Consider the following 12,381-nt stretch of genomic DNA (forward strand, 5'->3'; position numbering starts at 1 on the left):
GAAACCGGGATGGACGGGACGGGCGAGAACGGTGCCGAGCACCTGATACCCCTCGGTGACACCGGGTGGCAGGTGTGGCGGGACGTGGAGCTGCGCTCGGCCGGGTTCCCTTCGGCCATCGTCGAGCCGCTGGCCGACGACGAACTGCTGGCGGCCGCGGCCGCCGAGGACGGCGAAGGTCCGCCGTCGGACGCGCTGGTCCGGGAGTACGACCGTGCCGTCACACGGATGGAGACGGCGCTGCGCACGGCTGCGGCGGACCCGATGCTCCGCGAGGCGGTCGCGTGGCAGAACCCCGCCATGCTGAGCGGCTGTGTGGACAAGGTCGCCGCCCGGTCCAAGGCCCAGCCCGCCCGGCAGCGCCGACGGGAGCTCAAGGTCGCCACGTACCTCCAGCGCTACGGCTTGAAGAACGAGACGATCGGCTTCTTCGGGCCGCACTGCTGGGGTCGGTGGTCCGAGGACACGACCGGGATGGCGGTCCGGCCCGGTGAGCGGCTGCTGCGCCGACGCCAGGTGTACTTCGAGCACTGGGCCGTCGAAGCGGTGGCCCGGGCGCTCGCCGCCGATCCGCGGGTGCGGGTGTCCCTCAAGCCGCGCCGTTCGGAGGCCGACACCCTCCTGGGGGACAACGCCCTCCTGGGGGACAACGGCGACGACACCGGGATCGGCGTCCGCAGGCCGCGCGGCCCGGTGCGCAGGCTCACCGCCGCGGAGGCCGAGATCTTCGAGCTGTGCGACGGTGCCACGACAGTCCTTGAGATCGAGCGGTCCGTCCCCGGCTACGCCGGGCGGACCGGCGAGAGCGTGCTGACGGTCGTCGACCGGCTCAGCGCCGAAGACCTGCTGGTGTGCGAACTTCCCCTGTCCACAGGCGAGTTCCGCGAGCAGGGGCTGCGCGGCGCGCTCCTGACGGTGGACGACGTGGCGGCCCGCGAGCAGGCGCTCGGTCTGCTGGACGAGATGCTCGCCGCCCGCGAGGCCGTGAGCGAGGCGGCCGGCGACGCCGACTCGGTGTTCAAGGCCATGGAACGGCTGGACGAGGTCTTCGAGCGGGTGACCGGGCAGGACCCGGCACGCCGGGCGGGGCAGGCCTACGGCGGTCGGCGCGTGGTGTACGAGGACACGCTCCGCGACACCGAGGTGGAGCTCGGCGCCGACCTGCTCGGACAGCTCGCCGCCCCGCTGGGCCTGCTGCTCGACAGCGCGCGCTGGTTCGTCGGCCAGGTGGGCGACGGGTACCGCCGGCGCCTGACGCAGGTGTACGAGCGGCTCCGTGCGGGCTCCGTGGACGGCGAGGTGTCGCTGAACGCCGTTCTCAACGCGATGACGCCTGATCTGGCCTACTCGTTCCAGGACCTCGCGCCGCCGGTCGCAGCGGTCGTCCCGGAGCTCCAGCGACGCTGGGCCGAGATCCTGGCCGTCCCGGACGGCGTCCGCCGCCACCACGTGTCCGCCGCCGACCTGGCCGCTCGGGTACGCGAGCTGTTCCCGGCCTGCGAGCCACCGTGGTCGTCCGCGGTCCACCAGTGCCCCGACATCATGATCACCGCTCGCGATCCCCGAGCGATCGCCGCCGGCGACTACGAGTTCGTCCTCGGCGAACTGCATCTGGCGATCAACACCCAGGACAGCCCGGCCGGGATCGCGCAGTTCCCGGAGCCCGAGCGCTTCGCCGCGATGGACGCGGTCGACCGCCGGACACCGCGCGTGCTCCCGCTGCCCGCGCGGGAGTCCCCGGCCGTCAACTCCCGGACGTATCCCCCGGTGCTGGTCGGCCCGCAGGACCTGGTGTGGACCATGCACGCCCGCAACACCGGGACGACCGACACCGGAACGACCGGTACCGGCACGGCCGACCCCGGCACGACGCGCCGGGTCGTCCCCGGCGCGGCCATGACCGTGCACCGCGACGGCGAGCGACTGGTCGTCAAGTCCCCCGACACACCGGACCTGGACCTCCTGGAGGTGCTGGGCGAGTACCTCTCCGGCGCCGCGATGAACGGCTTCAAGCCGTTGCCGTCGGCCGCGCACCGCCCCCGCGTCACCATCGACCGACTGGTGATCTCCCGCGAGTCCTGGAGCATCGGCGTCAGCGACCTGGCCTGGGTGCGGCGTTCCGACCGCGTCGAGCGGCATCGGGCCGCGGTGCGCTGGCGCGACGCGGTGGGGCTGCCACAGCGCGCCTTCTACCGGGTCGCCGTGGAGACCAAGCCGATCTACGTCGACTTCAGCAGCATCGCGCTGGTGGAGCTGCTCGCCGCCGCCGTCCGGAGCGCGGCCGCGGACGATCCCGCGTCCCGGGTCTCCTTCTCCGAGATGCTGCCCGACCTGCCCGGCCACTGGCTCCGGGACCGCGCGGGCGCGGCCTACGCGTCCGAGTTGCGGCTCGTCGCGATCGACCGGGCCCGCGCGTAACTCCCCACCGGCGACGGCGCCGTACCACTCACCACCATCACCCTGACCCAAGGAGCACGACTCATGAGCACCGCATCGGACCTGACCTCCGGCAACCCCGCCGCCGAGGAGTTCGCGCCGCGCGTCACGGAGGTCTTCCAGGAGATCCTCGGCGGCGACGCCCCCGTGCGCGGCGACAGCGACTTCTTCGAGCTCGGCGGGAACTCCATCCTCGGCGCGCGGCTGGTCGCCCGGCTGCGCCAGGTCTTCGACGTCAAGGTGACGATCCGCGACGTCTTCCGGGCCCGAACGGTCGACGGCGTGGCCGAGGCCGTGGCCGTGCGAAGCGCCCGGGGCTAGGGCGCGACCGGACACGGGAGGCGGACACGCACATGACCTCAGCACCGCAGGGGTGGGACCGACTCACCCGGAGCGGCCAGGGCGCCCTGGTCCTGGCCGTCGACTTCGACGGGAGCACCCGCCAGGAGGCCACCTTCCGGGACCTGGCCCGGCTGCTGCCCGATCAGCTGGACGTGTGGCACGCGGTACCGCCGTCGGCGGACGCCGAGCAGGCCGACGAGTACCTGGCCTGGTGGCTGGAGAGCCCGCCGCGCCCCGGCGAGCACGTGTCGGCGGTCCTCGGCTACTGCGCCGGCGGAGTGTACGCGGCGGCGCTGGCCGACGCGATCGAGCTCCGGCAGGAGGTCCGGCCCGAGGTCGTCCTGTTCAACCCGGGAGCGCCGAACACGACGACCCTCAGCCGCGACCTGTTCGGCGCGCTGGGGTCGATGACCGCGCTCGACGAGGGCGAGCAGCAGCGGTTCCGGCGCCGCGCCGAGCGGATCGTCGAGCAGCACACCGGCGGATTCGCCGCCCTCGCCGAAGAGTTCGCCACCGTCTACGTCGATGCCTCCCGGGTCGCGTTCGAGCGGTGGGGCATCGAGGGCGAGGTCGGCGATGAACTCATGGGGCTGTTCCGGGCCTATGCGCGCTACCTGTCGGCGGCGCGCCGACTGGAGCGCCGGCCGCGGTGGGCGGACGCGCTGTCCCTCAACTCGGCCGATCACGTAGGCGGTTTCACACGTCGTGAGACCTCGTTCGACAGCAGCCGCGCCGATCTGCTGCGCAGCCCGGCCGTCGCCGCCGCCGTCACGGCGGCGCTCACGGTGAGCAACTGAAAGGTGGCCATCACCATGTCATCCCGAATGCCGTCCCGACCTTCCACGGACGCGCCGCGAACGGTCCCCGAGCTGTTCGCCGAGCAGGTCCGTGCGACTCCCGACGCGGTCGCCGTCGTCCACGACGGCCGTGCCTCGACCTACCGGCAACTCGACGACCGGGCGGCCCGGTTGGCCGGAGTGCTCGCCGACAAGGGCGTGGGGCCCGGTGTGCTCGTCGCCGTGATGCTCGACCGGTCGACCGACATCGTCACCACGCTGCTCGCGGTGCTGAAGACCGGTGCCGGCTACGTGCCGATCGCCGTCGACGACCCGGCCCGGCGGATCGCGCACGTTCTCGCCGACTCCGCCGCACCGATCGTGGTGGCGTCGGGCGAGGCCGCCCGCACCGCGCTCGCCGGTACGGACACCGGGGCCTGCGTCGTGCACCTGGGCTCCCCGGAGACCGAGGCGCTGCTGGACGCCCGCGATCCGGCCGGATCCGGGTACTCCGCTTTCTCGCCGTGCGCGGCACCGCCGCCGTCGAACGACGGCACCGCGTACGTGATCTACACGTCCGGCTCCACGGGCACGCCCAAGGGTGTGGTGATCGACCACGCGGCCCTGAACGTGTACCTCGACCACGCGCGCACCCACTACCCGGCCACGGCCGGCCGGACCCTGCTGCACTCCTCGGTCTCCTTCGACCTGGCCGTGACGAGCATCTTCCCGCCGCTGATCGCCGGAGGATCGGTCGAGGTCGTCGATCTGGTCTCGCTGGCCGAGGGCGCCGCCCTTCCCCCGGGGTTCCGCAAGCCGAGCTTCCTCAAGGTGACCCCGTCGCACCTCGCGCTGCTGCGTCGACTGCCCGACGAGTGCTCGCCGAGCGAGCAGTTGGTGATCGGCGGCGAGGCCCTGCTCGGCGCCGCGCTGGAGGCGTGGCGGGAGGCCCACCCCGGGGTGGGCGTCGTCAACGAGTACGGCCCCACCGAGGCGACCGTCGGCTGCTGCGTGTACGTGGTCGAACCCGGCCGCCGCTCGGAGCCCGGAGCCGTGCCGATCGGGCGCGCCGTCGAGGGCACCCGGCTGTACGTGCTCGACGACGCCCGGCGGCCCGTCCCCGACGGCGGGACCGGCGAACTGTTCATCGGCGGCGCCCAGTTGGCACGCGGCTACCTGAACCGTCCGGCGCTCACCGCCGAGCGGTTCGTCGAGGACCCGTTCGGCGAACCCGGAGCGAGGATGTACCGCACCGGCGACCTCGTCCGGACGCGGCCGGACGGCGAGCTCGAGTACCTGGGCCGGATCGACGAGCAGGTGAAGGTCAACGGCTACCGGGTCGAGCTCGGCGAGATCGAGGCCGCGCTCGTCGGGTCCCCCCTGGTGGAAGCGGCCGCCGTGGCGCCGCACCCGGACGACGCCGGCCACACCCGGCTCACCGCCTACGTCGTCGGCACGGCCGGAGCCGCCGTCGACGCCGTCGAGCTGCGCCGCCTCCTGGCGAAGACCCTGCCCCCGTACATGGTCCCGGCGGTCTTCGTCCCGATGGCCGAACTCCCGCTCACTGCCAACGGGAAGCTCGACCGCGCGGCGCTGCCCGCGCCGGAGGCGGCCGGGCCCGACCGGTCCGCGGCCGGGCCGATGACCCCGGAGCAGGAACTGCTGTGCCGGGTCATCGGGGAGACCGTCGGCGCCGAGGAGGTCGGCATCGACGACGACTTCCTCGCGCTGGGCGGCACGAGCATCGCCGCCGCCCGCGTGGTCACCCGCGCCCGCAAGGCCGGACTGCCGATCTCCCTGATGGACGTGCTGCGCAGGCGCACCGTCCGGGACATCCTCGCCGGCTGACCGACCCCGGACTCCGACCCCCGATCCCCGGTCTCCGGGCCTCCGTTCAAGAACAGGACCGTCAATGCCCCGCACCGAAGACAGCACGATCGGCGGCGTGCAGGCCGCCGTTCACGACAACGGCCACACCGCCGCACTGGTCTACGACCTCGCCGCCGTCGAGAACCCCCTGGCCTGGGTCACCGCCCACCGGGAGCCGCTGCGCGCGGCGCTCCGCAGCCGCGGGTTCGTCCTGCTGCGCGGCGCCTCGCGCGATGTGGAGGCGTTCCACCGGGTGGTCAGCGCGGTGGGCGGCGACCTGCTGGAGTACACCGAGCGCTCCACCCCCCGCAGCGCGGTCAGCGGCAACATCTACACCTCCACCGAGTACCCCGCCGACCAGGCGATCCCGATGCACAACGAGAGCTCCTACTCCAGTCGTTGGCCGCAGTCGGTGTTCTTCTTCTGCCAGACCCCGCCCGCGACCGGCGGCGCCACCCCGATCGCCGACAGCCGGTCGGTGCTCGCCCAGCTGCCCGCGGATCTGCGCGAGCGCTTCGCTGGCGGCGTCGTCTACACCCGTACGTTCCGCGACGGGCTCGGCCTGAGCTGGGAGGAGGCGTTCCAGACCGCCGACCGCGCGGCGGTCGAGCAGTACTGCACGGGCCACGGCATCGAGTTCGAGTGGGTCGAGGACGGGCTGCGCACCCGGCACCGCCGCCCGGCCACCGCCCGGGCCGCGCACACCGGCGAGGAGGTCTGGTTCAACCAGGCCAACCTGTTCCACGTCTCGGGCCTGGAGCCGGAGGTGCGCGAGGCCCTGCTCGCGCTGTACGCGGAGGCCGACCTGCCCCGCAACGCCTACCTCGCGGACGGCGGTTCGATCCCCGACGAGGACCTGAGGACGATCGCGTCGGTCTACGACCGGGTCGCGCTGGCGCTGCCGTACCGGCAGGGCGACGTCCTGATGATCGACAACATGCTGATGGCGCACGGCCGTGAGCCGTACACCGGCGACCGCCGGATCCTCGTCGCGATGAGCTGACCGGCCGCGGCACACCCCGGTACGACATCGCGACACCCCCGACCCGAACACCCCGACACGAAGGAGAAAGCCATGGCCGACGGCCGTGAGGCGCAGTTCAAGGTGGTCGTCAACCACGAGGAGCAGTACTCGGTCTGGGCCGCGGACCGGCCGAATCCGCCCGGGTGGACGGACGAGGGGACGGCGGGTTCGAAGCAGGACTGTGTCAAGCACATCGAACAGGTCTGGACGGACCTGCGGCCGCGCAGCCTGCGCGACCGGATGACCGCCGCCGCGGACGCCTGAGCCCGCGAACCTTCCGAACGACGCTGATTGGAGATGGCGATGAATCAACGGTTCCGGCCGACCCCCGAGCAGTTCCCCGACGCCGGTCTCGACGCGGAGGGTCTGGACAGCGTCCTCGACCGGTATCCGCCGGACACGATCGTGGACGTCTACGTCCTGTCGCCGCTGCAGGAGGGGATGCTCTTCGAGTCGACGCACCGCCCGGACAGCGGGAACTACCTGACCCAGGCGGTGTTCGAGATCCGGGGCCGGCTCGACACCGAGGCGTTCATCGCTGCCTGGCGGTACGTCATCGACCGGCACCCGATCCTGCGCACGACCTTCGTCGCCGACGGCGTCGCCCACCCCGTCCAGGTAGTCCACCGGGGCTTCCCGCTGCCGCTGCGGACCCTGGACTGGCGCGGCCGGGACGACGAGGCCGTGGAGGCGGCGACGACCCGGCTGCTGCTGGAGCGGCGCCACCGCGGCATGGACCTGGCCGCGGCGCCGCCGCTGGCGTTCGACCTGATCCGGCTCGACGGCGAAGACGGCGAACGCCATCTGTTCGCCTGGCACCAGCACCACATCGTCATGGACGCCTGGAGCGGATCCATCGTCCGGGCCGAACTCGGCGCGGCCTATGCCGCGTTGGCCGCGGGCTCGCTCCCCGACCTGCCCGAGTCGGTGCCCTACGGCCGCCACGTCGAGTGGCTGCGGCGGCGCGACGCGCAGGCCGACGAGGCGTTCTGGGCGGACCTCATGGGCGGCTTCGACTCGCCGACGGCGCTGCCGTTCGTTGCCGCCGCCTCGCGCGAGGCGAGTACCGGCAGTGCGTCTTCCGTACGCACCCTCTCCCCCGCCCTCACCCAGCAGGTGGCCGAACTCGCCCGGCGCCATCACTGCACCGTCCATGCGGTGGTGCAGGGCGCCTGGGCGATCACGCTGAGCCGGTACAGCGGGCAGCAGGACGTGTGCTGGGGCACCATCCTCTCCGGCCGTTCCGCGGACCAGGCCGACCTGGAGCGGATCGTCGGCCTGATGATCAACACGGTGCCGGCCCGGGTCACGGTCGATCCCGACGCGGTCGTCGCGGACTGGCTCACGACGCTTCACTCCTCCCTGAACGGGATACGCAAGGCCGAGCACATCGGCATCGCCCGTATCCGGCGGCACACCTCGGTGCCGAGCGGGACGCCGCTGTTCGAGAACCTCTTCCAGTTCATCGATCTGCACCAGGACACCGAGTCGGAGGCCGCCGGGCTCGATCTGCGGGTCGTCCGCAGCTACGAGCAGACCGGCTTCCCGCTGGACCTCAGCGTGGTGGCCGGTGACGAACTGCTGCTCCACGTGACATACGAGCCCTCACGGCTGAGCGAGGCCGACGCGGAACGCGTGCTGGCGACCTATGAGCTGATACTCCAGCAGATGGCCGAGCGGCCCGAGGCCCGCATCGGCGAGATCGAGGTCCTCTCCGCCGCCGATCGTCAGGAACTGCTCGATTGGGGTCTCGAAACCCTCGGCACCACCGTCGAGGCGACCGTGCCCGAGCTCTTCGCCGCGATCCTGCCCACCGCGTCCGGCTCGACGGCCGTCGTCGGTGCGGACCGGACCATGACCTATGCGGAACTCGATGACAGCTCCAACCGGTTGGCACGAGTGCTGCGCGCGCACGGCGTGCGGACCGACACCGTCGTCGGGATCGCGGTCCCCCGGTCGGCCGGCCTCATCACGGCGCTGCTCGCGGTACTCAAGGCCGGTGGCGCGTACCTGGCGCTCGATCCGATCGCGCCGCCGGAGCGCAACCGGCTGCTGGTCGGCGACAGCCGGGCCGAAGTCATTGTGGCCACGGCCGAGGCGATGGCCGGGATCGGCGCGGCGGCGCAGGGCCGTACGGTCGTCGTCCTCGACGACCCCGCGGTACAGGCCGCGCTCGCCGTGGAATCCGCCGAAGCGTTCACGACGGCCGCACACCCGGACTCGCTCGCGTTCGTGACCTTCACCTCGGGTTCGACCGGAGTCCCGAAGTGCGTCGGCATCACCCATCGCAACGTCGTCCGGCTGGCACATCGGCAGGCCTATCTGTCGTCCGGCCCCGGGTACACCTCCCTGCACACCGTCCCGCTCGCCTTCGACGTCTCCCTGGAGGAGATCTGGGTTCCGCTGCTCAACGGCGGCACCGTCGTCGCGCCCGCGCCCGGGCGGCTCGACGTTCCCGAGATCGCGGCGCTGATCCGCGAACACTCGATCACCAGCTTCAGCCCCACCACCGGGCTGTTCCACCAGATCGCCGAGCAGGACATGGCGGCGTTCAGCGGCCTGCGGCAGTTGCTCATCGGGGGCGACGTCGCGTTGCCCGCTCCCTGCGCGAGCGTCGCCCGCGCCCATCCGGAGCTGACGCTGATCAACGCCTACGGCCCGACCGAGAACACCTGCGTCACGACCGCGGCGGTCCTCGGCCCCGAACAGGGGCCGAGGGTGTCGATCGGTGGTCCCATCTCGGGGACGTCGGTGTACGTGGTGGACGAGAACTTCGATCCGGTGCCGGTCGGCGTGGTCGGTCAGCTGTGCACCGGCGGCGCGGGGGTCTCACGCGGATACCTGAACGACCCGGGTCTGACGGCGGCACGCTTCGTCCCCGACCCCTTCAGCCCGCTCCCCGGAGCCCGGATGTACTGCACGGGCGACGCGGTGAGATGGCGTCCCGACGGACAGCTGGACTTCGTCGGCCGGATCGACCGGCAGGTCAAGATCCGCGGCTTCCGGATCGAACCCGGCGAGGTCGAGGCGCGGCTGATCGCTCATCCGGACATCGCCGAAGCCGTCGTCGTGGCGCACGCCGACGGCAGCCACAAGCGCCTGATCGCCTACATCGTCGTGCGCGGTGGTGCCGAGGTCCCGGTCTCGGTACTGCGCGCCCATGTCGGACAGGCCCTGCCGGAGTACATGGTGCCGCAGGCGTTCGTACCGATGGAACGGATCCCGCTGACCGCCAACGGCAAGGTCGACCGCGATGCCCTGCCGACACCCTCGCCCGCGGAGACGCCCGGAGACGGCGGAGCCCGTCGCGCGCCGCGTACGGAGGCCGAGCGGGTGCTCGCCGAGGCGTGGTGCGAGGTGCTCGGCCTGGCCGAGGTGGGGATCGACGAGAACTTCTTCGAGCTCGGCGGCGACTCCATCATGGCGATCCGGGTGGCCTCCAAGGTCCGCCGGGACGGAGTGACCCTCACCTCCGGCGATGTGTTCGACCATCAGACCATCGCGGAGCTCGCGCAGACCGCCGGGGCAGGTGCTGTGCCGGTACGGGCGCAGCAGGGACCGGTGATCGGCGAAGTCCCGCTGACCCCGATCCAGCACTGGTTCCTCCACGCCCACGGCCCCGAGAACCACTTCAACCAGTCGAAGTTGCTGCGCTGGCACGACAAGGCCGACCCGGAGGCGCTGCGCAGCGCCCTGTCCGCACTGGTCGAGCACCACGACGCGCTCCGGCTGCGGCTGGAGGAACGCGACGGCCGCTGGCACCAGTTCATCGCACCGATCGACGACACCCCGGTGTCCCTTGAGATCATCGACGCCTCGCGGTGGCCGGAGGCCGAGCGCGAGGAGCTGGCGGAGGCGGCCGGGGCGCAGGCTCAGGCGGGCCTCGACCTGGTGACCGGCCCGGTGGTGCGTGCGGTCCTGTTCGACCACGGCGGGACGGCGCCGGACGAGCTGCTGATCGTCGTCCACCACATGGCGGTCGACATCGTCTCCTGGAGCTTCCTGGTCGGCGATCTGGCCGCCGCGTACACGAGCGCCGCAAGGGGCGAGCCCGTCGAACTGCCGGACAAGACCACCTCGTTCAAGGAATGGTCGGAGCACCTGCACCGGTACGCGGCCGGCCCGGCGTTCCAGCGGGACGCGGAGTACTGGACCCAGGCCCGCGGCCGGTCCACCCGGCTGCCCCGCGACGCGGCCGCCGGGTCGGGCCCGGCGGGGACCGGCCGGGTACGGGTCGAGCTGGACCTCGCCGAGACCGAGGCGTTCCGCGCCGCGACGCGGCGCACCACCGGTCGGATCACCGCCGCCGAGCTGCTGCTCGCCGCGGCCGTCCCGGCGCTGCACGACTGGGTGGGTGGCGGCGCCGTGGCCCTCGACGTCGAGATCCACGGGCGCGAGGCGCTGGCCCCCGACCAGGATGTCGCCCGGACGGTCGGCTGGTTCACTGCCGTCCATCCGATGACCTTCCACCTCACGGGTGGTGACAGCCTCGGCTCCTACGTGGCGCAGGTACGGGACCAGACCCAGGCGATGCCCAACCGCGGGATGGGCTACGGCGTCGCCCGCCATCTCGCCGGCCCCGAGCTCGCCGCAGCGGTCTCCTCCGACGCGGAGATCGCCTTCAACTACATCGGCGAGGCGGGCGACACACCCGGGGGCGGCGGCTTCCCCTTCACCGACCTGCCCCGCACGCTCGGGTCGGAGGCGCCGGCGGACTTCGCGAGCTCGTATCCGCTCGAAGTCATGGCCGGGATCATCGACGGCCGGCTCCAGGTGACATGGCTGTACGCGGCCGACGCCTTCGACCGCGAGACCGTGCGGTCCGTCGCCGAGAACCACCTCCGGGAACTGCGGCGCTTCGTGCACCAGATCTCGCTCTGGGACGCGGACCAGGCCGAGCCCGAGGAGTGGCTGCGGCGCATCCATCCGAGGACGCCACTGCTGATCGGACCGATGGTGCGCTACCGCGTGCCTGGCCTGAGCGTCGCCACCGTCACGGACGGTGAGATCAGGGCGTGGGGGCACGGGGTGACCGCGGCCGGCGGCCCGGTCCCGGTGACCGAGCACACGGTCTTCCAGGTCGGGTCGGTGGCGAAGCACCTCGCCGCCATCGCCGTGATGCGGCTCGCCCGCGACGGCGTGCTCGGGCTCGACACCCCCGTGAACGAGCTGCTGCGCAACCAGCACGTGGAGACGCAGGCCCCGGCTCGGCCGGTGACGGTCCGCGATCTGCTGTGCCACAGCGCGGGACTGAGCCCGGACGAGGACGCGGAAGGGCCGATCATCGCCGTCAGCCGACCGGCGGGCTCCCACTACGAGTACAGCCTGGCGAACTACACGCTGATCGAGCGGATCATCGCCGACGTCACGGACCTCACGTTCCCGAAGGCGCTGAGGAATCTCGTCCTCGATCCCCTGGGCCTGGACGACACGGTGTTCCTGCCCGAGTTCCCCACGGAGGCCGGGGATTCCGTCGCCGTCGGGCACACCGCGACCGGCCGCCGCTACGGCCGCGGTCGGCGTCCCGCCAACGCTGCGTCGGCCGAACTCATGTGGATGTCCGCCTCGGACCTGGCCCGGGTCGGCGTCGAGTTCCACCGCGCGCTGACACAGGACCAGGGGGCCGTGCTCAGCCGCTCCGACGTCGAGCTGATGCTCGACGGGCTGCGGACCGGTTACGGGCTCGGCACCTCCGTGAAGACCGTGGCGGGCCGGCGGTGGATCGGACACCCCGGTGACGGTCCGGGATTCCGCAGCGTCTACGCCGTGGATCCGGTGTCCGGCCACGGCCTGGTGATCCTCGCCAACGGCGACGGCGCCACACCGCTGCTCGAAGATCTGCTCGCCGAACTGCGGGTCGACCTGGTGATGCGTGTCCAGGGCCCGCTGATGACTTGGGACAGGGGATAGCCCGATGACCGGTGTTGAAGTTGA

Annotated in this window: 7 protein-coding genes; all 7 read left to right on the forward strand. The window is 72.3% G+C overall.

Annotation, left to right across the window (positions count from 1 at the left end; translation table 11 throughout):
- Positions 1-9 precede the first annotated feature (9 nt).
- The 7 genes from ACIRYZ_RS35200 to ACIRYZ_RS35230 all read left to right on the forward strand — a co-directional run bounded on the left by ACIRYZ_RS35200 (position 10) and on the right by ACIRYZ_RS35230 (position 12,357).
- A complete protein-coding gene (locus ACIRYZ_RS35200) occupies positions 10-2,418 on the forward strand; it encodes a lantibiotic dehydratase (RefSeq protein WP_402952229.1) in 2,409 nt (802 codons plus the stop codon).
- 63 nt (positions 2,419-2,481) lie between these two features.
- The gene (locus ACIRYZ_RS35205; RefSeq protein WP_402952231.1) at positions 2,482-2,757 is read left to right on the forward strand and encodes an acyl carrier protein; all 276 of its coding nucleotides are present in this window, start codon (positions 2,482-2,484) and stop codon (positions 2,755-2,757) included.
- A gap of 32 nt (positions 2,758-2,789) precedes the next feature.
- Entirely contained in the window at positions 2,790-3,575 is a 786-nt protein-coding gene (locus tag ACIRYZ_RS35210) for a hypothetical protein (protein WP_402952233.1), read from the forward strand.
- A 15-nt stretch (positions 3,576-3,590) separates the two neighbouring features.
- The gene (locus tag ACIRYZ_RS35215) at positions 3,591-5,402 is read left to right on the forward strand and encodes an amino acid adenylation domain-containing protein (protein WP_402952234.1); all 1,812 of its coding nucleotides are present in this window, start codon (positions 3,591-3,593) and stop codon (positions 5,400-5,402) included.
- 64 nt (positions 5,403-5,466) lie between these two features.
- Positions 5,467-6,426, forward strand: coding sequence for a TauD/TfdA family dioxygenase (locus ACIRYZ_RS35220; RefSeq protein ID WP_402952236.1), 960 nt, complete (start codon positions 5,467-5,469; stop codon positions 6,424-6,426).
- A 72-nt stretch (positions 6,427-6,498) separates the two neighbouring features.
- Positions 6,499-6,711 carry an MbtH family protein gene (locus tag ACIRYZ_RS35225; RefSeq protein WP_402952237.1) on the forward strand — a complete coding sequence of 71 codons (213 nt, stop codon included), beginning with the start codon at positions 6,499-6,501 and terminating at the stop codon, positions 6,709-6,711.
- 39 nt (positions 6,712-6,750) lie between these two features.
- Entirely contained in the window at positions 6,751-12,357 is a 5,607-nt protein-coding gene (locus ACIRYZ_RS35230) for an amino acid adenylation domain-containing protein (RefSeq protein WP_402952239.1), read from the forward strand.
- Positions 12,358-12,381: the final 24 nt, after the last annotated feature.

The organism is Kitasatospora sp. NPDC101155, from assembly GCF_044768305.1.
In the GTDB taxonomy this organism is placed as follows: Bacteria; Actinomycetota; Actinomycetes; order Streptomycetales; family Streptomycetaceae; genus Kitasatospora.

Bases quoted from the DNA above. Each gene is read 5' to 3' on its own strand.
- ACIRYZ_RS35200 (WP_402952229.1), top strand. From the start codon at position 10: ATGGACGGGACGGGCGAGAACGGTGCCGAGCACCTGATACCCCTCGGT.
- ACIRYZ_RS35205 (WP_402952231.1), top strand. From the start codon at position 2,482: ATGAGCACCGCATCGGACCTGACCTCCGGCAACCCCGCCGCCGAGGAG.
- ACIRYZ_RS35210 (WP_402952233.1), top strand. From the start codon at position 2,790: ATGACCTCAGCACCGCAGGGGTGGGACCGACTCACCCGGAGCGGCCAG.
- ACIRYZ_RS35215 (WP_402952234.1), top strand. From the start codon at position 3,591: ATGTCATCCCGAATGCCGTCCCGACCTTCCACGGACGCGCCGCGAACG.
- ACIRYZ_RS35220 (WP_402952236.1), top strand. From the start codon at position 5,467: ATGCCCCGCACCGAAGACAGCACGATCGGCGGCGTGCAGGCCGCCGTT.
- ACIRYZ_RS35225 (WP_402952237.1), top strand. From the start codon at position 6,499: ATGGCCGACGGCCGTGAGGCGCAGTTCAAGGTGGTCGTCAACCACGAG.
- ACIRYZ_RS35230 (WP_402952239.1), top strand. From the start codon at position 6,751: ATGAATCAACGGTTCCGGCCGACCCCCGAGCAGTTCCCCGACGCCGGT.